29 protein-coding genes are annotated in these 26,544 nt (G+C 64.8%); 16 read left to right on the top strand and 13 right to left on the bottom strand.

Going from position 1 to position 26,544, the window contains the following annotated elements:
• The 4 genes from CO731_RS05285 to CO731_RS05270 all read right to left on the bottom strand — a co-directional run bounded on the left by CO731_RS05285 (position 1) and on the right by CO731_RS05270 (position 3,814).
• Positions 1-531 (bottom strand): copper chaperone PCu(A)C, encoded by a 531-nt coding sequence (locus CO731_RS05285; protein ID WP_108606260.1) that lies wholly within the window; start codon positions 529-531, stop codon positions 1-3.
• A gap of 101 nt (positions 532-632) precedes the next feature.
• Positions 633-1,007 (bottom strand): hypothetical protein, encoded by a 375-nt coding sequence (locus tag CO731_RS05280; protein ID WP_245439785.1) that lies wholly within the window; start codon positions 1,005-1,007, stop codon positions 633-635.
• Between the two features lie 101 nt (positions 1,008-1,108).
• Positions 1,109-2,155: a proline racemase family protein gene (locus tag CO731_RS05275; RefSeq protein ID WP_199914562.1), complete on the bottom strand. Its 1,047-nt coding sequence runs from the start codon at positions 2,153-2,155 to the stop codon at positions 1,109-1,111.
• Positions 2,156-2,299: 144 nt separating this feature from the next.
• Positions 2,300-3,814 (bottom strand): aldehyde dehydrogenase family protein, encoded by a 1,515-nt coding sequence (locus CO731_RS05270; RefSeq protein WP_108606258.1) that lies wholly within the window; start codon positions 3,812-3,814, stop codon positions 2,300-2,302.
• 582 nt (positions 3,815-4,396) lie between these two features.
• On the opposite strand from CO731_RS05270, the gene CO731_RS05265 reads away from it, so the two are divergent.
• Positions 4,397-5,035: a protein-L-isoaspartate(D-aspartate) O-methyltransferase gene (locus CO731_RS05265; protein ID WP_108609640.1), complete on the top strand. Its 639-nt coding sequence runs from the start codon at positions 4,397-4,399 to the stop codon at positions 5,033-5,035.
• A gap of 1 nt (position 5,036) precedes the next feature.
• On the opposite strand, the gene CO731_RS05260 is transcribed toward CO731_RS05265, so the two are convergent.
• The 4 genes from CO731_RS05260 to CO731_RS05245 form a co-directional block, all read right to left on the bottom strand.
• On the bottom strand, positions 5,037-5,612 hold the full coding sequence (locus tag CO731_RS05260; RefSeq protein WP_108606257.1) for a GNAT family N-acetyltransferase: 576 nt from the start codon (positions 5,610-5,612) through the stop codon (positions 5,037-5,039).
• Positions 5,613-5,720: 108 nt separating this feature from the next.
• On the bottom strand, positions 5,721-6,500 hold the full coding sequence (locus CO731_RS05255; protein ID WP_108609639.1) for a Bax inhibitor-1/YccA family protein: 780 nt from the start codon (positions 6,498-6,500) through the stop codon (positions 5,721-5,723).
• A 193-nt stretch (positions 6,501-6,693) separates the two neighbouring features.
• The gene (locus tag CO731_RS05250; RefSeq protein WP_108606256.1) at positions 6,694-9,237 is read right to left on the bottom strand and encodes an ABC transporter permease; all 2,544 of its coding nucleotides are present in this window, start codon (positions 9,235-9,237) and stop codon (positions 6,694-6,696) included.
• A 10-nt stretch (positions 9,238-9,247) separates the two neighbouring features.
• On the bottom strand, positions 9,248-9,955 hold the full coding sequence (locus CO731_RS05245) for an ABC transporter ATP-binding protein (RefSeq protein WP_108606255.1): 708 nt from the start codon (positions 9,953-9,955) through the stop codon (positions 9,248-9,250).
• A 65-nt stretch (positions 9,956-10,020) separates the two neighbouring features.
• Between CO731_RS05245 and CO731_RS05240 the strand changes: the two genes are divergently transcribed.
• Together CO731_RS05240 and thpR are read left to right on the top strand one after the other, a co-directional pair.
• On the top strand, positions 10,021-10,641 hold the full coding sequence (locus CO731_RS05240; protein WP_108606254.1) for an arylesterase: 621 nt from the start codon (positions 10,021-10,023) through the stop codon (positions 10,639-10,641).
• 139 nt (positions 10,642-10,780) lie between these two features.
• Positions 10,781-11,377: an RNA 2',3'-cyclic phosphodiesterase gene (gene thpR, locus CO731_RS05235; RefSeq protein ID WP_108606253.1), complete on the top strand. Its 597-nt coding sequence runs from the start codon at positions 10,781-10,783 to the stop codon at positions 11,375-11,377.
• Here the strand turns inward: thpR and CO731_RS05230 are convergent.
• Complete coding sequence (locus tag CO731_RS05230) at positions 11,281-11,799, bottom strand: low molecular weight protein-tyrosine-phosphatase (RefSeq protein ID WP_108606252.1); 519 nt, start codon at positions 11,797-11,799, stop codon at positions 11,281-11,283. The two genes, thpR and CO731_RS05230, sit on opposite strands and share 97 nt — an antisense overlap.
• Positions 11,800-11,851: 52 nt before the next feature.
• On the opposite strand from CO731_RS05230, the gene CO731_RS05225 reads away from it, so the two are divergent.
• From CO731_RS05225 to CO731_RS05210, 4 genes are all read left to right on the top strand, one after another.
• Complete coding sequence (locus CO731_RS05225) at positions 11,852-12,148, top strand: 4a-hydroxytetrahydrobiopterin dehydratase (protein WP_108606251.1); 297 nt, start codon at positions 11,852-11,854, stop codon at positions 12,146-12,148.
• A 75-nt stretch (positions 12,149-12,223) separates the two neighbouring features.
• Positions 12,224-12,586, top strand: a complete 363-nt coding sequence (locus CO731_RS05220) for a YkvA family protein (RefSeq protein WP_108606250.1) — start codon at positions 12,224-12,226, stop codon at positions 12,584-12,586.
• A gap of 238 nt (positions 12,587-12,824) precedes the next feature.
• Positions 12,825-13,328 carry an invasion associated locus B family protein gene (locus tag CO731_RS05215; RefSeq protein ID WP_108606249.1) on the top strand — a complete coding sequence of 168 codons (504 nt, stop codon included), beginning with the start codon at positions 12,825-12,827 and terminating at the stop codon, positions 13,326-13,328.
• A 66-nt stretch (positions 13,329-13,394) separates the two neighbouring features.
• Positions 13,395-13,892 carry a GNAT family N-acetyltransferase gene (locus tag CO731_RS05210; protein WP_108606248.1) on the top strand — a complete coding sequence of 166 codons (498 nt, stop codon included), beginning with the start codon at positions 13,395-13,397 and terminating at the stop codon, positions 13,890-13,892.
• Between the two features lie 10 nt (positions 13,893-13,902).
• On the opposite strand, the gene CO731_RS05205 is transcribed toward CO731_RS05210, so the two are convergent.
• Complete coding sequence (locus CO731_RS05205; protein WP_108606247.1) at positions 13,903-14,235, bottom strand: DUF1294 domain-containing protein; 333 nt, start codon at positions 14,233-14,235, stop codon at positions 13,903-13,905.
• A gap of 144 nt (positions 14,236-14,379) precedes the next feature.
• Between CO731_RS05205 and rlmN the strand changes: the two genes are divergently transcribed.
• Positions 14,380-15,615: a 23S rRNA (adenine(2503)-C(2))-methyltransferase RlmN gene (rlmN, locus tag CO731_RS05200; RefSeq protein ID WP_108606246.1), complete on the top strand. Its 1,236-nt coding sequence runs from the start codon at positions 14,380-14,382 to the stop codon at positions 15,613-15,615.
• Complete coding sequence (locus CO731_RS05195) at positions 15,612-16,073, top strand: hypothetical protein (protein WP_108606245.1); 462 nt, start codon at positions 15,612-15,614, stop codon at positions 16,071-16,073. The genes rlmN and CO731_RS05195 overlap by 4 nt, the downstream gene beginning before the upstream one ends.
• Here the strand turns inward: CO731_RS05195 and CO731_RS05190 are convergent.
• Both CO731_RS05190 and CO731_RS05185 read right to left on the bottom strand, forming a co-directional pair.
• On the bottom strand, positions 16,054-16,695 hold the full coding sequence (locus tag CO731_RS05190) for a LysE family translocator (protein WP_108606244.1): 642 nt from the start codon (positions 16,693-16,695) through the stop codon (positions 16,054-16,056). The genes CO731_RS05195 and CO731_RS05190 overlap by 20 nt on opposite strands.
• 206 nt (positions 16,696-16,901) lie before the next feature.
• Entirely contained in the window at positions 16,902-18,167 is a 1,266-nt protein-coding gene (locus tag CO731_RS05185) for a Glu/Leu/Phe/Val dehydrogenase (protein WP_108606243.1), read from the bottom strand.
• A 346-nt stretch (positions 18,168-18,513) separates the two neighbouring features.
• Here CO731_RS05185 and CO731_RS05180 point away from each other — a divergent pair, with 346 nt between their 5' ends.
• From CO731_RS05180 to CO731_RS05150, 7 genes are all read left to right on the top strand, one after another.
• Complete coding sequence (locus CO731_RS05180) at positions 18,514-19,572, top strand: dipeptidase (RefSeq protein ID WP_108609638.1); 1,059 nt, start codon at positions 18,514-18,516, stop codon at positions 19,570-19,572.
• Positions 19,573-19,609: 37 nt separating this feature from the next.
• Positions 19,610-21,247 (top strand): ABC transporter substrate-binding protein, encoded by a 1,638-nt coding sequence (locus CO731_RS05175; RefSeq protein WP_108609637.1) that lies wholly within the window; start codon positions 19,610-19,612, stop codon positions 21,245-21,247.
• Positions 21,248-21,265: 18 nt separating this feature from the next.
• Complete coding sequence (locus tag CO731_RS05170) at positions 21,266-22,333, top strand: ABC transporter permease (protein ID WP_108606242.1); 1,068 nt, start codon at positions 21,266-21,268, stop codon at positions 22,331-22,333.
• Positions 22,330-23,247 carry a nickel transporter permease gene (gene nikC / locus CO731_RS05165; protein WP_108606241.1) on the top strand — a complete coding sequence of 306 codons (918 nt, stop codon included), beginning with the start codon at positions 22,330-22,332 and terminating at the stop codon, positions 23,245-23,247. The genes CO731_RS05170 and nikC overlap by 4 nt, the downstream gene beginning before the upstream one ends.
• Positions 23,244-24,077 carry an ABC transporter ATP-binding protein gene (locus tag CO731_RS05160; protein WP_108606240.1) on the top strand — a complete coding sequence of 278 codons (834 nt, stop codon included), beginning with the start codon at positions 23,244-23,246 and terminating at the stop codon, positions 24,075-24,077. Before nikC ends, CO731_RS05160 begins: the two co-directional genes overlap by 4 nt.
• Positions 24,074-24,823 (top strand): ABC transporter ATP-binding protein, encoded by a 750-nt coding sequence (locus CO731_RS05155; RefSeq protein WP_108609636.1) that lies wholly within the window; start codon positions 24,074-24,076, stop codon positions 24,821-24,823. The genes CO731_RS05160 and CO731_RS05155 overlap by 4 nt, the downstream gene beginning before the upstream one ends.
• 104 nt (positions 24,824-24,927) lie before the next feature.
• A complete protein-coding gene (locus CO731_RS05150) occupies positions 24,928-25,368 on the top strand; it encodes an RbsD/FucU domain-containing protein (RefSeq protein ID WP_108606239.1) in 441 nt (146 codons plus the stop codon).
• Positions 25,369-25,646: 278 nt separating this feature from the next.
• On the opposite strand, the gene CO731_RS05145 is transcribed toward CO731_RS05150, so the two are convergent.
• A complete protein-coding gene (locus tag CO731_RS05145) occupies positions 25,647-26,429 on the bottom strand; it encodes an IclR family transcriptional regulator (protein ID WP_108606238.1) in 783 nt (260 codons plus the stop codon).
• Positions 26,430-26,544: the final 115 nt, after the last annotated feature.

Below are 26,544 nucleotides of genomic sequence, written 5' to 3'. Positions count from 1 at the left end.
TCAGTGACCAGAATGGTCTTGGCTCTGGCCGCCCATCTTGTCGGCCTGGAACTCGACCGTCACCGTGCCTGCCTTTTCGAAGGTCAGCGTGCCAGAGAACTTCTCGCCTTCCTTCACCGGCGCCTTCAGGCCCATGAACATGATGTGATAGGCGCCCGGCTTGAGTGCGACTTCGCCGCCGGCCGGGATTTCAACGCCCTCGGCCACTTGGCGCATGGTCATCACGCCCTTGGCGTCGACCGCCATTTCATGGATCTCGGCCTTCTCGGAGACATCCGACTGGATCGACACCAGCCGGTCGGCTACCGCGCCGGTGTTCTTGACGGTGAGATAGCCGGCGGCAACCTTGGCCCCGGCCGGCGTGGCGCGCGACCACGGGTGGCCGATCTCGAGATCGCCGACCTTGAAGCCGTGGGCGAGTAAAGCATGCGTCGAGGCAAACAGCAGCATCGCCGCAAAGACGATGATGCCGAGACGTTCTTCGAAGCTGCGGAAGAGCGGGCGCGCAAAGGCGCGAGCGGAATTGGTCATGGGGAACTCCGATATGGAATGGAAGCGCCAGCGATCGTGGCGCGAGGTTCGTTTCAGGCGAAATTTCACTGCGCCGCAGGCGTTTGCGCGCGGCAGCAACCTCAGGCAGCCTGTGGCGGCGCGCGCGGACTGCCGGGATCGTGCTTCGCAGCCGTAGGCGGATCGCGCCGCACGTGAACGAACGCGGCTGCCATTGGAAACTGCAGCGTGACCGGCAATGCCACGCCGTCGGGCGGCATGGCCATGGCAGTGGAGAACATGTTGCAGCCGAGCGTGCAGCATTCCGGCAGGCTCGGATGATCGCTCTTGGCAGGCGCTGTGTGGTCAGTGGCTGATGTAATGCAGAGCGGGTTGCCGAAGATGTCGAGCGGCGGCGTGCCCTGCCCAATCGCCAGCGCTGCGGCCGCCGTCTGCAGGACGAGCATCAGCGCCGCGGCAAACGCGACCCCAAATCCCCATCCCTGGCGGCGAAACACGACCAAGCGGCCCGATCCTCAGCTTCGATGCCGAATTGATAGCATCATCGGCAGGCCCGGAGAATTACCGGAAACTGCGACATATTCTTTGATCTGTCGCACTATCGCAGCAGGAAGCCGCGGCCAAGTTCGTCCCCCGCCTCGATCGAGAAGCTCGAACGCCCCGAATAGAACGCCCGCCCGCCGACCTCGACGCGAACGGCATCGAACCGCCCGACCTTGTCGGCGCGCACCGCCTTGCCTGAAAACACCGCACCGGTGACGCTCTCGAAGCGGCGCTGTTCGCCCCACCCAAGTGTTCCCCGGGCAACGGCAACCGCGATCCGCGCGGACACGCCGGAACCTGTCGGGCTGCGGTCGACCTCGCGCTCGGCAAAGACGCAGAGATTGCGCGTCGGATCCAGCGCCCCCTCGCCGCCGTCGGTCAGGATGGTGCCGTAGAGAAAAGCGAGATCGGGATCGTCGGGATGTTCGAGCGGCAGGCTTTTCGCCACCGCCTTGGTGATGTGGTCGGCGGCATCGACCAGCCGGTCGAGCGGCGTTGCCTTGAGATCGAGCCCGATCGAGGCGGCCTCGACCAGCGCGTAGAAGGCGCCGCCATAACCGACATCGAACGTCACGCCGCCCAGTCCCGGCACGTCGATCTCCTGGTCGAGCGCAAAGGCGAAGGACGCCACGCTCTCGAAGGACGCAGCACCCGTGGCGAAGCCATCCGCCGTCCTTTCGACCTCGACCCTGACGTTGACCAGCCCGCACGGGCACTGCAGCCTGACCTCGGTCACCGGCACCTGGGGCGCGACGATGCCGTGATCCACCGCATAGCGTCCGAGCGCGATGGTGGCGTGGCCGCACATCGTCGAGTAACCCTCATTGTGGATGAACAGCACCGCCATGTCGGCGCCGGGCAGGTCGGGCTCTACCGGGATCACGCCATACATGTCGTAATGGCCGCGCGGCTCGAACATGATCAGCTTGCGCAGGTGGTCGAGGTTTTCACGGGCATGGCGGCGCTTGTCCAGGATCGTCGCGCCAGGGATCGGCGGATAGCCCGAGGTGACGATGCGCACAGGCTCGCCGCCCGTGTGCATCTCGACCGTCTCGATGGTGCCGTCGAAGCGGCCATCGCCGCTGATGCTGAGTTCGACCATGTCCACCCCGTTCTGCTTCCGCCGCGATCTGAGCCGCTTCGCCGCCGCGCCGTCAAGCTTCGTAGTCGAAGCAAACAAAAAGCGCCGCCTGCTTTCGCGGGCGACGCTTTGGTTTCGGTCAGGCCTGTTGGCTCACCCGATAACTTATTCGATGTCGAACGACACGCCCTGCGCCAGCGGCAGCGCCTTGGAATAGTTCACGGTGTTGGTGGCGCGGCGCATATAGGCGCGCCAGGCGTCCGAACCGCTCTCACGACCGCCGCCGGTCTCCTTTTCGCCGCCGAACGCGCCGCCGATCTCGGCGCCCGAAGTGCCGATATTGACGTTGGCGATGCCGCAGTCCGAACCCTCGACCGACAGGAAGCGCTCGGCCTCCTGCAGGTCGAGCGTGAAGATCGACGACGACAGGCCGGCACCGACCGCATTGTGCAGTTCCAGCACCTGGTCGAAGTCGGAATACTTCATCACATAGAGGATCGGCGCGAAGGTCTCTTCGAGCACCGGGCCGACCTGGCCCGGCATCTCCACCAGCGCCGGCTTGACGTAGAAGGCGCCGTCATGGCCGTTGTCGACGCGGGTGCCGCCGGTGACCTTGCCGCCATGTCCGGCTGCTTCCTTCAGCGCCTTCTGCATGCCGTCGAAGGCGGCCTTGTCGATCAGCGGGCCGACCAGCGCCGAGGTCTCCAGCGGGCTGCCGACCGAAACGCTCTCATAGGCCTTCTTCAGGCGCGGCACGAGCGCGTCATAGACGCTGTCATGCACGAACAGGCGGCGCATGGTGGTGCAGCGCTGGCCGGCGGTGCCCATGGCGCCGAAGGCGATGGCGCGCAGTGCCATGTCGAGATTGGCCGTCGGGCAGACGATGCCGGCATTGTTGCCGCCGAGCTCGAGGATGGCGCGGGCAAAACGCTTGGCCAGGCGCGGGCCGACGTCGCGGCCCATGCGGGTCGAGCCGGTGGCCGACACCAGCGGCACCTTGGGGTGATCGACGAGCACCTCGCCGACGGCGCGGTCGCCGATCAGCACCTGCGACAGGTTTTCGGGCGCATCGGCACCGAAACGGGCCGCGGCGCGCTTGAAGATCGCGTCGCAGGCAAGGGCGGTCAGCGGCGTCTTTTCCGACGGCTTCCACACCACCGCGTTGCCGCAGACGAAAGCGAGTGCGGCATTCCACGACCACACCGCAACGGGGAAATTGAAGGCGGAGATGACGCCGACGACGCCGAGCGGGTGCCACGTCTCCATCATGCGATGGCCGGGGCGCTCGGTGGCAATCGTCAGGCCGTAGAGCTGGCGCGACAGGCCGACGGCGAAATCGCAGATGTCGATCATCTCCTGGACTTCGCCCAAACCTTCCGACGGGATTTTTCCCACCTCGATCGACACCAGCCGGCCGAGGTCGGTCTTGGCGGCGCGCAGTTCCTCGCCGAGCAGGCGGACAAGCTCGCCGCGCTTCGGCGCCGGCACGTTGCGCCAGGCCTTGAAGGCCTTGTCGGCACGTTCGATGGCCTTGCCCGCCTCGGCAGGCGAGATCGACGTCAGCGCGCCGATCTGCTCGCCGGTCACCGGGCTGCGCACGATCAGGTCGCCACCGCTGAAATCGGCCTTGGCAACGCCCAGCCGTTCGAGAAGGGCAGCGGTTTCGCTGGTCACGTTCATGCTGATTACCTTTCCTCGTTCCTCACCACCCGCGGCCATCTGCGTGTCTGTTTTTGCTTGTCGCCGGCCGGGGCTTCATCGTTTGGTATCTCCGCGGGCTTGGCCGGGAGACGCTTGGCATTGCCTATAGCCTGATCGGGCACCGAAACGCCACACCAGTCGCAGCGCCACGGGCTCTGGCCGGCGAATTGGCCTGACGTGGTCCACAAAACCCGGCGGAAAGCACTGCTTGCAACCCGATTGGCGGGGCACAGAAGTTGTCGATGTGGGGGAGACTGAAAAAACAACACCCGCCGGGGGAGGAGGTCCGGCGGGTGTCGTATTGGTGGCCAGCGTCTGGGAGGAGGTAGGCGCTGACCTATTCGTCGGAAACCTGGGAGGAGGTAGGCCCGACAAATTCGATGACCTATATCTAGCTCCGCCGGGTCGGGTTTTAAAGTGTTGATATTGCATAGGAGCTTTGCGTTTTGTGCAATGCAACATGATCGTCGCGCTGCAACATCAGGCGGACGTTGCGGCAAGTCCGGCACGCGGGGAACTTCGTGCCCGCATGCCGGTTAATTGGCAACGGCAGGCAAGGCCATGATCGACTACAGGGCAGCGCGCCTCAGAATGGTCGAATACCAGATCGCCCGGCGCGGCATACGCGACCTGGCGGTACTCGAGGCGCTGTCCGCGGTGCCGCGCGAAGAGTTCGTCACCGATGCGCTGCGCGACTACGCCTATGAGGATACGACACTGCCGATCGCCCACGGCCAGACCATCTCCCAGCCCTACATCGTCGCGTTGATGGCCCAGGCGGCCGAGCTGACGGGAGCAGGCAAGGCACTGGAGATCGGCGCCGGCTCGGGCTACGCAGCGGCGGTGATGGCTGAAATCGCCGGGCACGTCGTCACCATCGAGCGCGTGGCGGCACTGGCCGAGCTGGCGACAAGCCGGCTGCAGCGGCTCGGCTATGCGAATGTGGAAGTCATATCGGGCGACGGCACGGCGGGGTACGCCGGCCAGGCACCGTTCGATGCCATTCTTTCAGCGGCGGGAACCCGCAAGGTGCCGACGGCCTGGAAGGAACAGCTAGCCATCGGTGGCCGGCTCGTCTTGCCGCTCGGGCCGCTCGGCGACCAGAAACTGATGAAGATCGTGCGCACCGGCGACAATGACTACAGCCAGCGGCCGTTGGTCGACGTGCGTTTCGTGCCGCTGATCGAAGGTCCGGGCTGACTTAGCCCTTGCCGCCCTTGGCCACGAAGCGGCGCTCGGGCATCGAATTGGCGTCGGGCGGAAGCGTGGCGCCGCCATTCATCGCCAGCTGCATGAACACGGTGTCGAGCCAGCGGCCATGCTTGTAGCCAGAGCCTTCCATCCGTCCGGTATGGTGGAAGCCGAGCCTTTCATGCAGCCGCACCGACGCGCTATCGGCATGGCCGTCGCCGATCACCGCAATGATCTGGCGAAAGCCGAGGATGGTTGCCTCGTCGATCAGCGCCTGCATCAATGCCTTGCCGATGCCCGTGCCCTTGGCCTCGGGCGCGATATAGATCGAATCCTCGACGATGAAACGATAGGCCGGGCGCGCCCGGAATGGACCGGCATAGGCGTAGCCCAGGATGATGCCGTCCCGTTCAGCGACGAGATAGGGGTAACCGCCCTCCATCAGCGCCTCGTAGCGCGCGCCCATTTCGCCGCGCGTCGGCGGCTCCAGCTCGTAGCTTGCCGTGCCGTTGAGCACAGCGTCGGTATAGATCTGGGTAATGCGGTCGAGGTCGTCAGGCAGCGCGTGCCGTATAGTCATGCTCATTTTTTAGGCAATCCAGATTGTTGCCTCCATTAGAGCAAAGCTCGGCACAAATGAAAAGGGCGGCCGTTGGGCCGCCCTTCGAAAGTCTGATGGTCCAGTCTCGATGCGTTATTCGCGGTTGCCCAGGAACGACAGCAGGAACGAGAACAGGTTGATGAAGTCGAGATAGAGCGTGAGCGCGCCCATGATCGCCTTGCGGCCGGAGACGAGTGCGTCGTCGCCGTCGAAATACATCTCCTTGATCTTCTGCGTGTCGTAGGCGGTCAGGCCCGAGAACACCAGCACGCCGATCGCCGAGATGGCGAACTGCAGGGCCGACGACTGCAGGAAGATGTTGACCACCATCGCGATCAGGATGCCAAACACGCCCATGATCAGGAACGAGCCCATGGCCGTCAGGTCACGCTTGGTCGTGTAGCCGAACAGCGACAGCGCGCCGAAGGCGGCAGCGGTCACGAAGAAGGTCTGCACGATGCTGGCGCTGGTGTAGACCAGGAAGATCGACGACAGCGACAGGCCCATCAGGCCGGCGAAGACCCAGAACGCGGTCTGCGCGCCCGAGGTGCTCATCGACTGGATGCGGGCGCTCAGGAAGAACACCATGCCGAGCGGAGCCAGCATGACGACCCACTTCAGCGGCGAACCATAGAGCGCGACGCCGAGGCTGGTCAGCATCTTGCCGTTGCCCATCGTGGCGACGGCAGTTGCCGGATCGTTGGTGGTCGCCAGCATCATCGTGCCGAAAGCGGCCAAGCCGGTGATTGCGAGGCCAAGCGCCATAAGGTTGTAAACCTTCAGCATGTAGGCGCGCAGGCCCTCGTCGATCGACGCGTCGACGCGGCTGCCCGCCGCCGCCGTACGCGTCTGGTAATTTCTGAAGTCGGACATGGTTTCCTCTGTTGCTTCTGCCCCGTCGGGTGTCAGGCCGAAACCCAGGCGCCGCTGGCGGGGCTCCAGCATGCCTCCGCCGAAATATGATGATTCTTTCAGGCCAGAACAAGGCCCGTTACGGCCTGAAACCCGCTGTGAGGGCCATTTCTCATACAAATGTCGTTGAAGTCCAGCCCTCAACGGCATTTCGCTACTCGCTGCGCAACACCGGTGCTGCCTTGTGGCCAAGCACGCGCCATGTGCCGATGAGGCCGAAGCCGACCGTCAGCACCAGGGCGAAGACGATCGTCGCGACCGCGACCTCGGGCAGGAAGGACGACGGCAACGTCATGATTCGGGCAACGACGAACCAGGCCGCAACGCCGCCGGCAGCGAGCGCGAACACCGCCGTGGCGAGGCCGATCAGCATGTATTCGAGCGAAAAGGCCGAGATCAGCGTCCGCCGGGTGGCACCCAGCGTCTTCAGGATCACCGCGTCGTGGACCCGGGCGCGATTGCCCGCTGCGAGCGCCCCTGCCAGCACCAGCACCGAAGCGATCAGCGCCACGCCGGCAGCCGCGCGGATCGCGGTGCCAAGCTGGGCGACGAGCCGGTTGACGACGTCGAGCGCGTCCTTGACGCGAACCGTGGTGATGGCCGGATAGCTGCGCGTCACCGAATTGAGGATGCGCGATTCCTGGATCGGCGACGCCTTGTCTTCGGTCAGCGTGGCAAGCCAGCTGTGCGGTGCGCCGGCGAATGTGTTGGGCGAAAATACCATGACGAAGTTGATGCCCATCGATTCCCACTGCACTTCGCGGAAATTGGCGATCTTCGCCGTCACGTTGCGGCCCAGCACGTTGACCGTCACCATGTCGCCGAGCTTGAGGCCGAGTTCGCCGGCCTCTTGCGCCGAAAACGATACCAGCGGCTCGCCCGCATAGTCCGCCGGCCACCACGTGCCTTGCGACAGCGTCGAGTTTTCCGGGATGTTCTTGGCATAGGTCAGGCCGCGGTCGCCGCGCAGCACCCAGGCGCCCTCGGGCGGCACGTTGAGCTTCTGCACGTCGGTGCCGTTTAGCGCCATGACCCGGCCCCGCAGCATCGGCACGCGCACCAGCTTGCCACCGGGCGCTTCGGCCTGCACCAGTTTGGCGAAATCGTCGACCTCGCCGGGTTGGATGTCGACGAAGAAGAAGTTCGGCGCCCGCTCCGGCAGGCTGCCGGCGATCTGGCGGCGCAGATTGCCGTCGATCAGCGCCAGCGTCACCAGCAGCGTCAGCCCCAGTCCGAGCGACAGCACCACCGACGGCGTCAGCGCGCCGGGCCGGTGGATATTGCCGATGGCAAGGCGAAGGGCGGTCGAACGCACGCGCGGGCTCTTGCGCGCCAGCCACTGCACGGCGACAGCCACCACGCGCAGCACCAGGAACGAAAACACCGTCGCGCCGACGAAGATGGTGGCGATGCGCCGGTCGCCGGCGAACCATATCGCAAGCAATGCCAGCGCCGCCGCGATGGCTACGGCTGTCGCGATGTAGACCAGTCGCGGCAAGCCGCGCCCCTCGAAACCCATCTCGCGGAACAGCGCGGTCGCCGGCACGTCGCGGGCGCGGCCCAGCGGCAGGATGGCAAAGGCAAGCGTCACCAGCACGCCGAACAGTGCGGCCATGCCAAGTGCTGCAGGATAGACGCCCGCCTCGGCCGGGACCGGAATCACAGACTGGAGCGCCGCGCTTGCCGCAAACGGCATCAGCGCGCCGAGCACCAGGCCGACGGCGATGCCGAAGCCGGCGATCAGCAGTATCTGGATAAGATAAACCGACAGCACGAAGCCGCCGGAGGCGCCGAGGCTCTTGAAGGTGGCGATGACGCCGCGCTTGCCGTCGAGATAGGCGCGCACGGCATTGGCCACGCCAACGCCGCCGACCACCAGCGAGGTCAGCCCAACCAGGGTCAGGAACTGCGTGAAACGCTCGATATTGGCCGAGAGCGCCGGCGCCGCATTGCTGCGGGTGCGGATGCTCCAGCCGGCTTCGGGCAGTTCCGCGTTCGCCCGCTCGCGCACAGCCGTGACCTCGGCCTCGCTGGTGCCGACCGGCATGCGGATCTTGTAGGCGTGTTCGACCAGGCTGCCCGGCTGGATCAGCCCGGAAGCGCTCAGGCCCTCCATCGACACCAGCAGGCGCGGGGCGAAACCGAAACCGTCGGAAACCGCGTCGGGTTCATTGACCAGCTTGGCCCTCAGTTCGAAGGTCGTGCCGCCGAGCCTGATCCTGTCGCCGAGCTTGAGGTCGAGCCTTTCGAACAACAGGTCCGGCGCGGCAGCACCATAAGCGCCCGACTTTTCGGCAAAGAGTTCGTCGCGCGGCAGCGCCGGTTCGGTGACCAGCGTCCCATAGAGCGGGTAGGCGGCATCGACCGCCTTGGCCTCGACCAGTGACTGGTCGGAGCCGTCCTCCAGCCGCGCCATCGAGCGCATGCCGGCATTGTGCGAGACCGTGCCGAGCCCTTCGAGGAAGGTCTTTTCCTTGTCCGTCGCCTCGCGCTGGATCAGCTGGAAGCGGATGTCGCCGCCAAGCAGCGCCTGGCCTTCACTGGCAACGCCTGCGGTGATGGCGCGGGCCACCGAATTGACCCCGCCGATGGCAGCCACGCCAAGTGCGATGCAGGTCAGGAAGATCAGGAAGCCGCGCAGGCCGCCGCGCATCTCGCGCGATGCGAAGCGGAAGGCGAGAGGCAGGTCCTTCAGCATAGGGGCACCCTCATGCCCGCACCTTCTCGGCAACCGGCGCGATCGTCGCGGTCTCGATCCGCCCCGAGCGCATCGCCACCTGCCGGTCGCAGCGCGCGGCAAGTGCCGGGTCGTGCGTGACGAGCACCAAAGTCATCGCCCGTTCGGCAGCCTTGGCAAACAGCAGGTCGGCGATCTGGCGGCCGGTCGCCTGATCGAGATTGCCGGTCGGCTCGTCGGCGATGAGGATGCGCGGTTCCGGCGCCAGCGCACGCGCGATCGCCACGCGCTGCTGCTCGCCGCCCGAAAGCTCACCCGGATAATGCGTGACGCGATCGGCAAGGCCGACAGCCGCCAGTTCGCGCGCGGCAATGGCAAAGGCATCGCGCTTGCCGGCCAGCTCCAGCGGCACCGCGACGTTTTCCAGCGCCGTCATATTGGGGATCAGGTGGAACGACTGGAACACGATGCCGATATTGCGGCCGCGGAAAGCCGCGATCTGGTCTTCGCTGCGGCCGTTGAGCAGCTCGCCGGCAATGGTCACCGTGCCGCCGTCGACCCGCTCCAATCCTGCCAGAACCATCAGCAGCGTCGACTTGCCGGAACCCGAGGGGCCGACGATGCCTGTTGCTTCGCCCGCCGCGACATCGAGGCTCACGCCCTTCAGCACATGCACCGAGGAAGCCCCCTGGCCCAGCGTCAGCGATACATCCCTCAGTTCGATGACGGCTTCTGTCACGGCAAATTCGTCCTATATGGAAATTGAAGGGCGGGGATCGTCTTCGTCATATCGGGTCTGACTTTATGGCTTTCAAACAACTAGTTGCCGCAGCCCTTCTGATGCTTGCGGCCGCAGCCCCCTCCTGGGCTGAGCCTTTCCGCATCGTCGGTTTCGGCGACAGCCTGATGGCCGGCTACGGCCTTGGCCCTGGCGAGGGTTTTCCAGAAAAACTCGAGGCCGCGCTACGCGCCCGCGGTCACGATGTGGTGATCGCCAATGCAGGCGTGTCGGGCGATACGACCAGCGGCGGCCTGTCGCGGCTCGACTGGTCGATACCGGACGGCACGCAACTGGTGATCCTCGAGCTCGGTGCCAACGACATGCTGCGCGGCATCGACCCGGCGCTTGTCGAGCAGAACCTCGACAAGATGCTTGCCCGGCTCAAGGAACGCAAAATCGAGGTGCTTCTGGCAGGCATGGTCGCCGCGCCCAATCTCGGCCACGCCTACGGCGAACAGTTCGGGACGATCTATCCGAAACTGGCGGAAAAATACGACGCCACGCTCTATCCGTTCTTCCTCGATGGCGTCGCCGGCGATGCCAAGCTGTTGCTGGAGGACGGCATGCACCCGAATGCCCTGGGCATCGACCGTATGGTCGAGAACGCCCTGCCAACGGTGGAAAAGGCCATTGCCGGCAAATGAACCTCGTCATGCAACGTTGCAACACATCGCCGGCGGCAGCGTTGCCTAAACAGCAACGTGCAAACAAACCTCTTGCCCGGCGCTGCGATCGATGATTCGCTGAGGTTACGGATTGCGATTCGAGGAAGGGAGCCTGGCCATGCCGCGACTTTTCACCGCCCTCGAAATTCCGCGTGATGCCGCGTTGTCGCTCTCCCTGCTCAGGGGCGGCCTGTCGGGCGCCCGCTGGATCGACGTCGAAAACTACCACCTCACCTTGCGCTTCATCGGCGATGTCGAAGGCCATGTTGCCGACGAGATCGTCGAGGCCATCGACCGTGTCGACCGGCCAGGCTTTCCGCTGACGCTTTCAGGTGTCGGCGCCTTCGGGCAGAAGAAGCCGCATGCGGTCTGGGCCGGCGTCACGCCCTCGCCGGAACTCAACGCACTGCAAGCTGAGATCGAACGCATCTGCAAGCGCCTCGGCGTCCCGTCCGACCCGCGCAAATTCACCCCGCATGTGACGCTGGCACGGCTCCGCAACACCAGCCCGCTCGACGTCGCGCACTATCTTTCGGCACGCGGCAACTTCGCCACTGTGCCCTTCCGCGTCGGCCGCTTCGTGCTGATGTCGTCGCGCGACTCGGTCGGCGGCGGCCCCTACATCGTCGAGGAAGCGTGGCCGCTCAATGGCTCGGACGCCGGTTCGCTGATCCGGTCGGCAAGCGCTTCCGAAGCCTCGCGGATCATGCGGTAGACAACCAGGAACCCGTCTTCCCCGCCATAATAGGGATCGGGCACGTCCTGTGGCCGATCGGTGACATGGCCGAGGAAAAGCTCGACGCGGTCCTGGGCCTGCTGCGGTGCAAGCGCCCTGAGGTCGTCGGCGTTGGAGCGATCCATGGCGAGGATCAGGTCGAAGCGCTCGAAATCGGCCGGCACGACCTTGCGGGCCTGCTGGGCGGCGATGTCGATGCCGTGTTGCGCCGCCACCGCGATCGACCGCGGGTCGGGCGCCGAGCCGGCATGCCAGCCGCCGGTGCCGGCGGAGTCGATGGTGAATTCGCCGTCCAGTCCGCGTTCGGCAAGCACGGCGCGAAACACGCCTTCGGCCAGCGGCGAACGGCAGATATTGCCGAGACAGACGAAGAGAATGGATTTTACCTGCTTTTCGACCATCGATCCCGCGCTATGCTGGTGAGGAAAGAACTCGATAGCACGGGAGCATGAAATGGCCAGAGAGAAACTTGAACCTGCCGCAGTGACGCAGGCCCTTGCCGAGCTCGACGGCTGGACGCTAGCCGCCGACGGGCTGTCGATGTCGCGCAGCTTCGTGTTCAGGAATTTCAGCGAGGCCTTCGCCTTCATGACCCGTGTTGCCCTGGCGGCTGAGAAGCTGGACCACCATCCCGACTGGTCGAACGTCTACAAGACCGTCGACGTCAAGCTGAACACGCATGACGCCGGCGGGCTGACCGAACTCGACGTCAAGCTGGCCAAGCGCATGAACGCCTATTTCGGTTCTTGAGGGCCACATCTTGCAGCGAGGCGCGCTCCTTCCCACATTTCCGGCAAAGGAATTCGGGCAAAGGAGACTGTCTGAATGGTGAAAATCCCCGGCTTTGACGGCTTCCGCGGCGACGATGCGCCGGTGAGCGAGAGCGAAGTGCGTGAAAAGTTCTGGCGCAAGGCCAAAGGCGCCGCCCGCCACGTCCCCTTCATGGAGGAAGTGGTCGCGGCCTATTATTGCGCCATGGACAAGGACACGCCGCTGCGGGCCAAGGGCATACTTCTCGCCGCCCTGGGCTATTTCATCCTGCCGGTGGACACCATTCCCGACGTCATCCTTGGCCTCGGCTTCACCGACGACATCGCCGTGCTGACGGCGGCCATCACCGCCGTGCGCGCCCACATGACGCCGGCCCACCGGCTTGCCGCCAAGGAAAGCCTGTCGCGCGAGCCCTGACGCGCGGCGGCCTTGTTTCAGCCTGACATCAAAAGTCAAACTCTTGCCGTTTTCTCGGGGTTCAACCGCGACAGGGACACGATGCCTGTGCATGACAGGCCGAACGGCGGGGTTCCAGGCGGCAAATGTCTTTCTGCAAGGCCATTCACCCTTTGGTAACCCAGATTAAATCAAAATGAAGCCAACGGGCGGGCGCGCAGTCGGCCTGCCCCGCTCCATTTGAACTACAGGAAAAACGATGCGCGGTTTGATAGCTATAATTTCGGGTCTGGTGCTTGCAGCGTCGGCAATGCCGGCGCTCGCCCAGTCGGCGACCAAGATCGGCCAGCACAATGCCTGGGGCACCTACAGTTACCAGGCGCAGAACGGCAAGGTCTGCTACGTGCTGACGGTGCCGACCGACAAGCAGCCGCCGACGCTCGACCACGGCGATATGTTCTTCTTCGTCAGCCAGCGCCCGGGCCAGAAGGTTTCCTTCGAGCCGCAGTTCATTGCCGGCTACAATTTCCAGGAAAACTCCAAGGTCGCGGTCACCATCGGCGACAAGTCGTTCTCGATGTTCACCAAGGGCAAGTCGGCCTGGGTCGAGAATGCGGCCGAGGAACCGGCACTGATCGCCGCCATGCGCGGCGGCTCGGACATGAAGGTCACGGCCAAGTCCGGCCGCGGCAACCCGACCAACTACGTCTTCTCACTCAAGGGCATTTCGGCAGCGCTGAGCTCTATCGCCACCTGCAAATAAGCACTTCGGGTGCAGCTACAAAGACCGGGCGATCCGATCGCCCGGTCTTTTGTTTGAGGCCCAGCCATGTTCAGCATCGTCGACGGAACTTCAACGCATATCGATGAAGCTGCGGCCATCTGGGCGCGGGCCACCGCTGCGCGCGACGGCGACGACGATGTCGCCTCGCTCGCCGAAGCCCGACCGGTCATCTCGAGGGTGCTCGAAAGCTCGCCGCATGCCCTGCTTGCGATCGCCGTGAACGAAGACGGCACTGCCGTCGCCTTTGGCGCCCTTGCGCCCGTTCCGGGTGTGGATGCTACCGCCGAGCTGCATTATTTCGGCGTCGATCCCGACCGTTGGGGCCGGGGCGCGGCAGGCGAGCTGTTGACCGGCATTGCGGCAATGCTTCGCGAACGAGGCTTCGATACGGCCGAGCTCGCGGTCTATGCCGACAATGATCGCGCCGTCAGGCTTTACGAGCGCCTTGGCTGGCGCAGGCTGGGCGACCCGGTGCCGCATGCGCGCAGCGGGCGGGCGGAACAACGCTACCAGCTGGCGCTCCATCCAGCCGCCGGAAGCTGAGGCCGACGGTTCACGAAACCGCGGGACCTTTCAGCGCATTGAACAGGCCGGATGCCCATTGCGGCGCGATCAGCCAGAGCGCCAGCACGGCGACGGCTACCGCATGAAGCGCCACGATCGCGTAAAGCCTGCTGCGGAACGGCTCCTTGCGCGTCTTGTGCCGGAACAGGTGCTGGGCCGACAGCGCACCAAGGCTGCCGCCGGCGAAAGCAAGCCAGAGCAGGGTTTTCTCAGGGATACGACGCGCTCCGGACCGGGCCAGGCGCTTGTCGCGCCAGAAGGCAGCGAACGCCGCAAAGTTGACGGCGAGCACCACCAGGACGATGTGTAGGATGTTGCTCATCGCGCCAGCATCCCAGCCATTGCCTAACAGACTGCAAAGCTGCGGCACAAATGCATGGCCGCCAAAACGTGACGCAGAGACAGACCTGTGATATGTCGCGCCAAAATCCTACATTTGCCGCTATATCAACCTAGCTGAGCCCGAATGACCCTTTCGCTCGACCTAACCTCCGATGCTACCCGCGATGCGTTGCGCGCCCGTGCGGCTGCGCCCGTCAAGGGCGAGCTGATCGGCCTCACCCGCGAAGAGCTCGCCGAAGCGCTTGTAACCTCGGGCATCGTTCCCGAGCGCCAGGCCAAGATGCGCGTCCAGCAGCTCTGGCACTGGCTCTATGTCCGCGGCGTCTCCGACTTCGCCGACATGTTCAACATCTCCAAGGACCTGCGCGCCGAACTCGCCAAGCACTTCACCATTGCGCGCCCCGAGATCGTCGAGGAACAGATATCCTCCGACGGCACGCGCAAGTGGCTGTTCCGTTTCCCGCCGCGCGGCGCGGGCCGCCCGGTCGAGATCGAAACCGTCTACATTCCGGAGGAAGGCCGCGGCACGCTCTGCATCTCGTCCCAGGTCGGCTGCACGCTGACCTGCTCGTTCTGCCACACCGGCACGCAGAAGCTGGTGCGCAACCTGACAGCGGAAGAGATCCTGACGCAGCTGATGACGGCGCGCGACCGGCTGGGCGACTTCCCCGACCGCAACACGCCCGCTGGAGCCATTGTGCCGGCCGAGGGGCGGAAAATCTCCAACATCGTGATGATGGGCATGGGCGAGCCGCTCTACAATTTCGAGGCGGTGAAGAAGGCGTTGCTGATCGCCTCCGACGGCGACGGCCTGGCACTGTCCAAGCGTCGCATCACGCTGTCGACCTCGGGCGTCGTGCCGGAGATATTCCGCACCGGCGAGGAGATCGGCGTCATGCTGGCGATCTCGCTGCATGCCACTAATGATGACCTGCGCGACCTTTTGGTACCGATCAACAAGAAGTACCCGCTCAAGGATCTGATCGAGGCCTGCCGCGCCTATCCCGGCCTGTCCAATGCGCGGCGCATCACCTTCGAATATGTGATGCTCAAGGACGTCAACGACTCCCTCGAAGACGCCAAGGCGCTGGTCAAGCTGCTCAAGGGCGTGCCGGCCAAGATCAATTTGATCCCGTTCAACCCCTGGCCCGGAACCAACTACCAGTGCTCGGACTGGGAAACGATCGAGAAGTTCGCCGACTACATCAACAATGCCGGCTATGCCTCGCCGATCCGTACCCCACGCGGCCGCGACATCCTCGCCGCCTGCGGCCAGCTCAAGTCGGAGTCCGAACGCATGAAGAAGAGCGAGCGCCTGGCGCTCGAGGCGATGATGATTGCGGGACACGGCGAGGCGTGAGCCGCTTCCTGCTCTATCTCGGCAAGTTCGCCCACATGCTGCTGGGCTATCTCGCGGCGTCGCTCGCCGCCGGCGCTTTCCTGAACGTGGTCTTCCTTGGTGCTGCCGGCCTCATGGCATCAGACATGCCACCTGAGGTGGCGACCGGGTCGATGGTCTTCACCATCCCATTCACCGCGCTGTTCGTCGCTTATTTCGCCTTCGTGCCGGCGCTTGTCGTCATGCTGCTCGCCGAATTGCTCGGCAAGCGCGACTGGCTGTTCTATGCGCTGTCGGGCGGCTTCGTCGCGCTGGTCTTCCTCGGCTTTGCCTACCAGGGCGGCGACCCGGGCTTCGCCTATCGCGACCCCCTGCTGCCGGTTTCGATCATCGGCAGCGGCCTGATCGGCGGCATCGCCTACTGGTTCGTCACCGGCCGTTTCGCCGGTGCGCTACACCCTACTTCGCCTGCGCCGTAAGAATCTTCAGCGCGAAGGCCGAGAATACACCTGCAAACAGATAATCGACGATGCGGGTGACGCGCGGGCTCTTCTTGAGCAGGCCGGCGAACTTGTCGGCGGCGATCACCATCGGCGCCGTCACCGGCAGCGACAGCACGATGAACATCGCGCCGAGGAAGAACAGCTTGCCCGGCGCATTGGTGTCGTGGGCCGACACGAACTGCGGCAGGAAGGTCATGAAGAACAGGATGATCTTCGGGTTGAGCAGGTTGATGCCAAGGCCCGTCGCCCAGTTCTGGAACACCGAACGCGGCTCGCGTTTGGCGGTGTCGGGCGAAAACGCCGAACCCTTGGTCACCGCCTGGAAGGCGAGCCAGACCAGGTAGCCGGCGCCGACGATCTTGAGCACCATGAAGGCCTGCGGCGAGGCGACGATCAGCGCCGACAGCCCGAGCGCCACCAGCGTGGTGTGGATGACGATGCCCGTCATCGCCCCGGCCATGCAGGCGAAACCCGCCTTGCGGCCCTCGGACAGTGCCCGCCCGACGAACAGCGTCATGTCGGGGCCGGGCGTGATCGCGATGATGAAGGTGGCGATCGCAAACTGGATGATGGTCGCCCAATCGGGAATGAAGGACATGGTCGCGCTGCCGGGTTTTGCCTTTGAGGCGTGATGAAGGGGGGTCAGTCGGGATTTCGCCCACAGACCTACGCCCGCCAACCTAGCGCTTCAACAGGAAAATGGCAGGCCAGAGCGCCGGGCGCCCCAATGGACGCAGGAAAGGCGCGCCCCAAGTCACTGCTGCGCCGCCGGACCGTTTCGATCCGGCAGCGCAGCTGTTTGGCTCAGCTTGCGAAGTAGTTCTGCGTGCCGTGCGCTTCGATCGCCTCGGCGAGGCGTGCGAGCGCATGGACATAGGCCGCGGTGCGCACCGAGACATCCTTGGCCTTGGCGACATCCCAGATGGCGCGGCCCTCGCGCTCCATGATGATGCGCAGGCGGTCGTGGATCTCCTCGATCGGCCAATAGTAGCCCTGCCGGTTCTGCACCCACTCGAAGTAGGAGACGGTGACGCCGCCGGCATTGGCCAGGATGTCGGGCAGCACGACGATGCCCTTCTTCTCCAGCACCTCGTCGGCTTCCGACGTGACCGGGCCGTTGGCGAGTTCGAGCACGATGCGGGCCTTGACGATGTCTGCGTTGTCGATGCGGATCATGTTCTCCAGCGCCGACGGCACCAGGATATCGCAATTGACGCCGACCAGCGCATTGCCGTCGAGCAGCTCGTGCCCACCCTCTCCGGCCGTCGAGGTGACCGAACGGCCATTGTCCTTGGCGGCCAGCAGGCGGCCGAGGTCGAGCCCGTTGGCGGCCTGGACGGCGCCTTCCGAGTCGGAAACGGCAACGATCGTGTGGCCATCGGCGGCAAGCAGGCGCGCAATATGCTGGCCGGCATTGCCGAAACCCTGGACGGCAATGCGCAGGTTGCCCTTCAGCCCGAGTTCGTCGGCGAGATGGCGGACCAGATAGTAGCCGCCACGCGCGGTGGCGTCGCCGCGGCCGAGCGAACCGCCCAGCGCCAGCGGCTTGCCGGTAATGACGGCGGGCGACGCCTGGCCGACGATCTGCGAATACTCATCGGCCATCCAGCCCATGATCATCGAGTTGGTGTAGACGTCGGGCGCGGGAATGTCGCGGTCAGGCCCGATGATGCTGGCGAAGGCCTGGATGTAGGCGCGAGAGAGGCGCTCCAGTTCCGCCTTGGAAAGCTTGCGCGGGTCGACCTGCACGGCACCCTTGCCGCCGCCATAGGGCAGGTTCATCACGGCGCATTTGAACGTCATCCAGAAGGCCAGCATCTCGACTTCGTCGGCCGTCGATTCAGGATGGAAACGGATGCCGCCCTTGGTCGGGCCGCGCGTGTCGTCGTAGCGGCAGCGCCATGCCAGGAAGGATTTGCGCGAGCCGTCGTCCATGCGGATCATCAGGCGGGCTTTGGTGGTCTCGCGGGCAAATTTCAGTTTCTCGATCACATCGGCGTCGACGGTCAGGTGTTTTGCCGCCTCGTCGAGGCGCACGAGAGCATGATCGAGAAGACTGCCTTCTGACATATGTAAATTTCCTGTCGTGATAAACGGATTTGCAGTTCGGAGAGCGGCGGATAGCCGCTGGCAGCCCGACTGCCCAAATTTTTGCCAGATTTCAATGCCGAACAAGGTCGCAGACCTGCCGCAAGGTCAGGCCTGAACTTCGTCTGTGCCTGCAATGGCGGCAAATTGCCTCGTTTTAGCGCCGAAACACATAAGCCTGCGACGAATGGTCCAGCGCGAACTTCCTTTTGGTCCTGGCGGCACCTTACGAAGCGGAACTGCGGGATGGGCGCAAAAGCGCATGTCGTCGGCAGATTGACTCGGCCTGCCGTGCGTCCTTCAACTGCCTCCCTGACAGGAGTGCATGATGCAGGCAGTTTTCGACGGTCACAACGATGTGCTGTTCCGGTTGTGGACCAACGCCGCCAAGGGTGCTGACCCGGTGGCCGAATTCATCGAAGGCACCAGGCAGGGCCATATCGACATGCCGCGCGCCAGGAAAGGTGGCCTCGCCGGCGGCCTCTGCGCCATCTACATCACCTCCGGCGACATTGGCGACGACGCCCGCGACGGCAACGGCCACTACGCCATTCCGCTCTCGGCCCCGCTTGAACGCGCACCGTCGCTCGACATCGCCCTCGACATGGCGTCGATCGCCTTCCGGATCGAGCGTGCCGGCGGCTGGAAGATTTGCCGCAACGGCGCCGACATTGATGCCGCCGAGGCCGAAGGCAAGTTTGCCGCAGTGCTGCACATGGAAGGCTGCGAGCCGATCGACGCCGATCTCGCCGCGCTCGAGGTCTTCTACGCCGCCGGCCTGCGTTCGCTCGGCCCGGTATGGAGCCGCAACACCATCTTCGGCCACGGCGTGCCCTTCGCCTTCCCGTCGAGCCCCGACACCGGCCCCGGCCTGACTGAAGCCGGCAAAAGACTGATCCGCGAGTGCAACCGCATCGGCATCGCCATCGATCTCGCCCACATCACCGAAAAGGGCTTCTGGGATGTGGCGAAGCTCAGCGACAAGCCGCTGATCGTCAGCCATTCCAACGCCCACGCCCTCACGCCGATCAGCCGCAACCTGACCGACAAGCAGCTTGCCGCCGTCAGGGAAAGCAACGGCCTCGTCGGGCTGAACTTCGCCGTCACCATGCTGCGCGAGGACGGCGCCAAGAGCGCCGACACCCCGCTCTCGGACATGATCCGGCACATCGACTATATGGTCGAGCATGTCGGCATCGACGGTGTGGCGCTGGGATCCGACTTCGACGGCGCCACGATCCCGGCCGAGATCGGCGACGCCGCCGGGCTTCAGAAGCTCGTTGCGGCCCTCCGGAACGCTGGATATGGTGACGCCGATCTGGCGAAAATCTGCCGCGACAACTGGCTGAGGGTCTTGCGCTCGGCCTGGCACGAAGCGGCAGCCTAACAACAAATAATTCGTCAACTTGGGGAACTGAAAAATGATGCTTGGTAAAATGAACGAACAATTCCGTCTGCTGCTTGCAGGCGCTGCCCTTTCGGCGATGGTCTTTGCGGCACCCGCGCTTGCGGTGACGCCGGCCGACACGCTGGTCCAGGCCTGGGCCATCGACGACACCATCACGCTCGACCCGGCCGAATCCTTCGAGCTCAGCCCGGCCGAATTCCTCGGCAACGCCTATGACATGCTGGTGCGCCTCGACATCAACGACACCACCAAGGTGCGCCCCGGCGTCGCCGAGAGCTGGACCGTTTCCGATGACGGCCTGACCTACACCTTCAAGCTCAAGCCCGGCCTGAAATTCGCCTCCGGCAACCCGATCACCGCCGCCGACGTCGCCTGGTCGTTCGAGCGCGTCGTCAAGCTCGACAAGAGCCCGGCCTTCATCCTCACCCAGTTCGGCCTGACCAAGGACAACGTCGCCGAGAAGGCCAAGGCCGCCGACGACAGCACCTTCGTCTTCACCGTCGACAAGTCCTATGCGCCGTCCTTCGTGCTCAACTGCCTGACCGCCACCGTCGGCGCGGTGATGGACAGCAAGCTGGTGCTAGAGCATGTCGCCCCGGTCACGCCGACCGACGACTACAAGTTCGACAACGACTTCGGCAATGGCTGGCTCAAGACCGGCTATGCCGGCTCGGGACCGTTCAAGATCCGCGACTGGCGTGCCAACGAGATCCTCGTGCTCGAGCGCAACGACAACTACTATGGCGACAAGCCGGCACTGGCCCGCGTCATTTATCGCCACGTCAAGGAAAGCGCCACCCAGCGCCTGATGCTCGAAGCCGGCGACATCGATGTCGCCCGCAACCTTGAGCCGGGCGACCTCGAAGCGGTTTCGAAGAACGCCGAGCTGACCACCACCAGCGCGCCCAAGGGCACGGTCTATTACATCAGCCTCAACCAGAAGAACGAGAACCTGGCCAAGCCGGAAGTGCGCCAGGCGCTCAAGTACCTGGTCGACTACGACGCCATCGGCGCCACGCTGATCAAGGGCATCGGCGAAATCCGCCAGACCTACCAGGCCAAGGGCGTGCTCGGCGCGCTCGACTCGAACCCGTTCACCTTCGACCCCGCCAAGGCCAAGGAACTGCTGGAGAAGGCAGGCCTGAAGGACGGCTTCTCGGTCACCATGGATGTGCGCAACACCCAGCCTGTCACCGGCATCGCCGAATCGTTCCAGCAGACCGTCGGCCAGGCCGGCGTCAAGGTTGAGATCATCCCCGGCGACGGCAAGCAGACGCTGACCAAGTACCGCGCCCGCAACCACGACATGTATATCGGCCAGTGGGGCATGGACTACTGGGATCCGAACTCCAACGCCGAGACCTTCACCTCCAACCCGAACAACGCCGACGACGGCACCGTGAAGACGCTGGCCTGGCGCAACGCCTGGGACGTGCCGGAGCTGACCGAGAAGACCAAGGCAGCCCTTCTGGAGCGCGACAACGACAAGCGCGCCGCCATGTACAAGGAACTGCAGCAGGCGGCACTGGACACCAGCCCGTTCGTGCTGATCTTCCAGCAGACCGAGGTTGCCGGCCTGCGCGGCAACGTCAAGAACTACAAGCTCGGGCCGAACTTCGATTCGAACTTCGTCGCCCCCGTGACCAAGGAATGATCCAATAGGATCAGACCTTTGAGCAGCATGGAAAACCAGACACAAGCGAGGCGCGCCAACCGGCGCGCCTCCGCCATGCTCAAGGCGGTCGCCAGTTTCGTGGTGATCGTGGCCACGACCTATCTCGGCCTGCTGGCCGTCACCTTCTTCATCGGCCGCGTCGTGCCCATCGACCCGGTGCTCGCCATCGTCGGCGACCGGGCGCCGGCCCATGTCGTCGAGCGCACGCGCGAGCAAATGGGCTTCAACCTGCCCTACTACCAGCAGTTCTATCTCTATGTGAAAGGCGTGCTGCAGGGCGATTTCGGCACCTCGGTGCTGACCACCAATGCCGTCATGGCCGACATCCGCCGCGTCTTTCCGGCGACGATGGAACTCGCCACCGTCGGCACCATCATCGGGGCGGCCTTCGGCATCCCGCTCGGCGTGCTTGCCGCCGTCAAGCGCGGCAGCCTCGCCGACCAGATCGTGCGCATCATCGGCCTGATCGGCTATTCGGTGCCGATCTTCTGGCTCGGGCTGCTGGCGCTCTTGGTTTTCTATGCCCGCCTCGGCTGGACCGCCGGTCCCGGCCGCATCGACGTGGTGTTCGAATACACCTTCACCCCGATCACCGGCTTCTACCTGCTCGACGCGGTGCTCAACCGCGACTGGGCTGCCTTCAAGGACATCTTCGCCCACATCATCCTGCCGGCCTCGCTGCTCGGTTATTTCTCGCTCGCCTACATCAGCCGGATGACGCGTTCCTTCATGCTCAACGAGCTCAGCCAGGAATACATCGTCGCCGCGCGCGCCAAGGGCCTGTCGGAAACCCGCATCATCTGGGGCCATGCGCTGCGCAACGCCGCCGTGCCGCTGGTGACCGTGATCGCACTATCCTATGCCGGCCTGCTTGAAGGCTCGGTGCTGACCGAGACGGTCTTTGCCTGGCCAGGGCTCGGCCTCTACATCACCAACTCGCTGCAGAACGCCGACATGAACGCGGTGCTGGGCGGCACGATCATCATCGGGTCGGTGTTCATCGCACTCAACCTGTTCTCCGACCTGCTCTATCGCCTGCTCGACCCAAGGACGCGGATCAGATGAGCGACACAGCAATGACCCGCCGCGAATGGCTGCTGACCGACCGGCCGCAATCACGCATGCAGGCGCGGCTCGGCCGCACCTACCTGACCTGGCGCCGCTTCACCGCCAACAAGCTCGCCGTCATCGGCCTCGGCATCATCCTGCTGCTGCTGTTCGTCGCCGCCACAGCACCCCTGCTCGCGCCCCATTCGCCCTATATCGGCGACCTCAGGAACGCCCGCCTGCTGCCGCCCAGCTCCACCTATTGGCTCGGCACCGACGACCAGGGCCGCGACATCCTCTCGCGCCTGATCTACGGCTCGCGCCTGACCTTGCAGGTCATCGTGCTGGTGGCGATCATCGCCGCCCCCATCGGCCTTCTGGTCGGCACCGCCGCAGGCTATGCCGGCGGCTGGATCGATGCGGTGCTGATGCGCATCACCGACATCTTCCTCGCCTTCCCCAAGCTGGTGCTGGCGCTGGCCTTTGTCGCCGCCCTCGGGCCCGGCATCGAAAACGCCATCATCGCCATCGCCCTGACATCGTGGCCGCCCTATGCCCGCATCGCCCGCGCCGAAACGCTGACGGTGCGCAACTCCGACTACATCTCGGCGGTCAAGCTGATGGGCGCGTCGCCGATGCGCATCGTGCTGCGACACATCATGCCGCTGTGCATCTCCTCGCTGATCGTGCGCGTTACGCTCGACATGGCCGGCATCATCCTCACCGCCGCCGGCCTCGGTTTCCTCGGCCTCGGCGCCCAGCCACCGTTGCCCGAATGGGGCGCCATGATTGCCTCCGGCCGCCGCTTCATCCTCGACCAATGGTGGGTGGCCGCAGCACCCGGTGCCGCCATCCTCATCGTCAGCCTCGGCTTCAACCTGCTCGGCGACGGCCTGCGCGACGCACTCGATACCCGCAGCGGTGGCCAATGAGCACGCTGCTGCATGTCGACGACCTGCGCGTCTCCTTCCCCACCCGCACCGGCGTGGTCGAAGCGGTGCGCGGCGTCTCCTTCGCGCTCGGCCAAGAGCGGCTCGGCATCGTCGGCGAGTCTGGTTCGGGCAAGTCGCAGACCGGACGCGCCATCATGGGGCTGACGCCGCAGCAGGCCGAGATCAAGGCCAGGCGGCTCGAATTCAGCGGCATCGACCTTTTGAAGGCATCGCCGGCCGAACGGCGTGCCCTGCGCGGCAGCCGCATCGCCATGATCCTGCAGGATCCGAAATATTCGCTCGACCCCGTCATGACCATCGGCCGCCAGATCGTCGAGACGCTGCGCACGCATGAGAAGGTCGGCAAGTCGGAGGCGCGCCAGCGCGCGCTCGACATGCTTGCTGCCGTCCAGATCCGCGACCCCAAGCGCGTCTACGACCTTTACCCGCACGAGGTCTCGGGCGGCATGGGCCAGCGCGCCATGATCGCCATGATGCTGATCGCCGGCCCCGAACTCTTGATCGCCGACGAGCCGACCTCGGCGCTCGACGTCACCGTCCAGCTCGACATCTTGCGCATCCTGGACCGACTGGTCATCGACCGCGGCATGGGGCTAGTCTTCATCTCGCACGATTTGCGCCTGGTCTCGACCTTCTGCGACCGGGTCATCGTCATGTATGCCGGCAAGATCGTCGAGGAGTTGAAGGCTTCGGAACTGTGGCAGGCCAAGCACCCCTACACGCAAGGCCTGCTCAACTGCATGCCCAAGATCGGCGAGAGCCGGCACCCGCTGCCCGTGCTCGACCGCCAGCCGGAGTGGCTGCTGTGACCCCTGCCCTCAAGATAGACAAACTGCGCGTCGTCTATGACGACTTCATCGCGTTGAAGGATGTCAGCCTTAGCGTCGCGCAGGGCGAATCCTTCGGCCTTGTCGGCGAATCCGGTTCCGGCAAGTCAACGCTGCTGCGCGCGGTCGCCGGTCTGGCGCCCGTGACCTCCGGCACCATCGACGTTTCCGGCCAGCGCCTCGGCAAGACCCGCGACAAGGCGTTCTACCGCCAGGTCCAGATGGTGTTCCAGGACCCTTACGGTTCGCTGCATCCGCGCCAGACCGTCGACCGGCTGCTGCTCGAACCGCTCGACATCCACGGCTTCGCCGACACCGAAAAACGCATCCAGCGCGCGCTCGACGAGGTCGGCCTCGGTTCCGGCTTCCCCTTCCGTTATTCGCACCAGCTGTCGGGCGGCCAGCGCCAGCGCGTGGCGATTGCCCGGGCACTGATCCTCGAGCCATCGATCCTGCTGCTCGACGAGCCGACCTCGGCGCTCGACGCCTCGGTCCAGGCCGAGGTGCTCAACCTGCTCGAACAGGTGCGCCGCGACCGCAAGCTGACCTTCGTCATGGTCAGCCACGACCTCGGCGTCATCACCCATATGTGCGAGCGGCTGATGGTGATGCAGAGCGGCGAGGAGGTCGAGCGGCTGCAGGCCGGCGATCTCGCCACGCGTAACGTGGCCCAGGACTACACGCGCAACCTTCTGGTGGCGTCGGAAGGATTCGTGCGCGGCGGCTAGGCAAATTCGGCAAACGCGAAAATGCCCTGACGGCTTGCACGCCGAAGCACTTGCCTGCAATTCTGGATACAGCCAATCCGCAACCCGCATCTCAGGTGACAAAAATGCTCCTTGGCATCGACCCGCTGCTCGGCCCCGACGTGCTCTACGTGCTCCGCGCCATGGGCCATGGCGACGACCTGATCATCGCCGACGCCAACTTCCCGGCTGATGCGATGGCGAGGCAAACGGTGTTCGGCCGGCCGCTGCGCATCGATGGCGACATCGTCAGCGTGATGACGGCGGTGCTGTCGGTCATGCCCGTCGACACCTTCGTCGACGATGCCTTCGGCCGCATGGAGGTCGTCGGCAAGCCGGACGAGATCCCGGACGTCCAGCGTGAGGTCGGCAAGCTGATCGAGGGCACGGCTACGAAGATGGTCGGCATCGAGCGCTTCGCCTTCTACGAGCGTGCCAGGAAGGCCTACGCCGTCATCCAGACCCAGGAACGCCGCTTCTACGCCGACTTCGCCGTGCGCAAGGGCGTGGTGCCGCCGGAGGCGTGAGGCGCTCCGACCAACCTGCCCTCATCCAACTGCGAGTTTGTCGAAGGGTCGGCACCTCTCCTGAAAGGGAACAGCCGCCCCTCATCCCCTACCGGACCTTCTCCCCGTGAACGGGGCGAAGGAAGCCGGCTGCGACGACTACGCCCAATTCCACAACACAGAAGAGGTCAGCGGAAACGTCGACGCCCCCTCTCCCCGCTTGCGGGGAGAGGGCAAGGGTGAGGGGCAGCGCTGAGCTGCCCAATAGAAAGAGTTAGAGCAAAGAGTATTCAGCCCGCCTACGACAGCGAAAGCTTCGCCGCGACATCCTTGAGCAACAACAGCGTCTGGTCGATGTCGGCCTGCTTGTCGTCGAGCCTCTGGATGTAGGGGCAGGTCAGCACGGCGATCGCATAGCCGTCGGGCGACAGGATCGGCACCGAGATGTCCTCGATGGCGCGCATCTGCTGGCTCGGCCCGACGCGGTGCCCTGCCTCGCGATAGGCTTTCAGCACGGGCTCCAGCCTGTCCCGCGCCTCGGCCTGCTTCGTGCCTTCCCAACGCATCGCCAGCTCCGACTGCGCCTGCTCGTCGAGGAAGGCGAGCAGGATATGGCCAGAACTGGTGGTCAAAAGCTCGATATGGGCGCCGATGCGGATGCCGAATTCCCAATTGCCGGGACAGCTGGCATGCGCGACAACGAGTGCCGCACCACCTTCGGGAACGACGAGATGGCACGACTGGCCGGCCTCGCTGGCGAAAGCGTCCATCAGCGGCAAGGCGCGCGCCACCAGGCGGCGCACCGGCGGATGGCGATGGGCGAGGATGAACAGCTTCATCGTCAGCGCATAGCGGTCGCCCTCGGGTGAGCGGCTGACATAGTCGCGCGCCACCAGCCGTTCGAGCATGCGGTAGACCTCGCTCGGCCCCCGCCCCATGGCCTTGACGATCTCGGCACGGGTCAAGCCGCCCGGCTGCTCCGACAGGAGCTCCAATATGTCGAGCCCCTTGTCGAGCGCCGGCGCCCGGTAGCGCTCGTCCTTGTCCTGGTCGTTCGCGGCGTTGATCGGCCGTTTTGGCATTGCGCGAATTCCTCCCTCGCCACCGCCTCACATTTCCCCATTGCAAGGTCGGTTCATTTATGAATAGTATGTTCGTATATAGACAGAAGCGCAAGCAGTTTGCTGGGAGGAGCGA

The organism is Aminobacter sp. MSH1, from assembly GCF_003071665.1.
Lineage (GTDB): Bacteria > Pseudomonadota > Alphaproteobacteria > Rhizobiales > Rhizobiaceae > Aminobacter > Aminobacter niigataensis.
Note: the sequence above shows the minus strand (reverse complement) of the source record. Positions and strands in the feature narration are given on the sequence as shown.

Excerpts from the sequence above, each read along its gene's own strand:
- CO731_RS05240 (WP_108606254.1), top strand. The coding sequence starts at position 10,021 with ATGGCTTTCAAACAACTAGTTGCCGCAGCCCTTCTGATGCTTGCGGCC.
- rlmN (WP_108606246.1), top strand. The coding sequence starts at position 14,380 with ATGACCCTTTCGCTCGACCTAACCTCCGATGCTACCCGCGATGCGTTG.
- CO731_RS05145 (WP_108606238.1), bottom strand. The coding sequence starts at position 26,429 with ATGCCAAAACGGCCGATCAACGCCGCGAACGACCAGGACAAGGACGAG.
- CO731_RS05225 (WP_108606251.1), top strand. The coding sequence starts at position 11,852 with ATGGCCAGAGAGAAACTTGAACCTGCCGCAGTGACGCAGGCCCTTGCC.
- CO731_RS05265 (WP_108609640.1), top strand. The coding sequence starts at position 4,397 with ATGATCGACTACAGGGCAGCGCGCCTCAGAATGGTCGAATACCAGATC.
- CO731_RS05175 (WP_108609637.1), top strand. The coding sequence starts at position 19,610 with ATGCTTGGTAAAATGAACGAACAATTCCGTCTGCTGCTTGCAGGCGCT.
- CO731_RS05210 (WP_108606248.1), top strand. The coding sequence starts at position 13,395 with ATGTTCAGCATCGTCGACGGAACTTCAACGCATATCGATGAAGCTGCG.
- thpR (WP_108606253.1), top strand. The coding sequence starts at position 10,781 with ATGCCGCGACTTTTCACCGCCCTCGAAATTCCGCGTGATGCCGCGTTG.
- CO731_RS05215 (WP_108606249.1), top strand. The coding sequence starts at position 12,825 with ATGCGCGGTTTGATAGCTATAATTTCGGGTCTGGTGCTTGCAGCGTCG.
- CO731_RS05230 (WP_108606252.1), bottom strand. The coding sequence starts at position 11,799 with ATGGTCGAAAAGCAGGTAAAATCCATTCTCTTCGTCTGTCTCGGCAAT.
- CO731_RS05285 (WP_108606260.1), bottom strand. The coding sequence starts at position 531 with ATGACCAATTCCGCTCGCGCCTTTGCGCGCCCGCTCTTCCGCAGCTTC.
- CO731_RS05185 (WP_108606243.1), bottom strand. The coding sequence starts at position 18,167 with ATGTCAGAAGGCAGTCTTCTCGATCATGCTCTCGTGCGCCTCGACGAG.
- CO731_RS05220 (WP_108606250.1), top strand. The coding sequence starts at position 12,224 with ATGGTGAAAATCCCCGGCTTTGACGGCTTCCGCGGCGACGATGCGCCG.
- CO731_RS05190 (WP_108606244.1), bottom strand. The coding sequence starts at position 16,695 with ATGTCCTTCATTCCCGATTGGGCGACCATCATCCAGTTTGCGATCGCC.
- nikC (WP_108606241.1), top strand. The coding sequence starts at position 22,330 with ATGAGCGACACAGCAATGACCCGCCGCGAATGGCTGCTGACCGACCGG.
- CO731_RS05205 (WP_108606247.1), bottom strand. The coding sequence starts at position 14,235 with ATGAGCAACATCCTACACATCGTCCTGGTGGTGCTCGCCGTCAACTTT.
- CO731_RS05270 (WP_108606258.1), bottom strand. The coding sequence starts at position 3,814 with ATGAACGTGACCAGCGAAACCGCTGCCCTTCTCGAACGGCTGGGCGTT.
- CO731_RS05150 (WP_108606239.1), top strand. The coding sequence starts at position 24,928 with ATGCTCCTTGGCATCGACCCGCTGCTCGGCCCCGACGTGCTCTACGTG.
- CO731_RS05250 (WP_108606256.1), bottom strand. The coding sequence starts at position 9,237 with ATGCTGAAGGACCTGCCTCTCGCCTTCCGCTTCGCATCGCGCGAGATG.
- CO731_RS05160 (WP_108606240.1), top strand. The coding sequence starts at position 23,244 with ATGAGCACGCTGCTGCATGTCGACGACCTGCGCGTCTCCTTCCCCACC.
- CO731_RS05275 (WP_199914562.1), bottom strand. The coding sequence starts at position 2,155 with ATGGTCGAACTCAGCATCAGCGGCGATGGCCGCTTCGACGGCACCATC.
- CO731_RS05260 (WP_108606257.1), bottom strand. The coding sequence starts at position 5,612 with ATGAGCATGACTATACGGCACGCGCTGCCTGACGACCTCGACCGCATT.
- CO731_RS05180 (WP_108609638.1), top strand. The coding sequence starts at position 18,514 with ATGCAGGCAGTTTTCGACGGTCACAACGATGTGCTGTTCCGGTTGTGG.
- CO731_RS05255 (WP_108609639.1), bottom strand. The coding sequence starts at position 6,500 with ATGTCCGACTTCAGAAATTACCAGACGCGTACGGCGGCGGCGGGCAGC.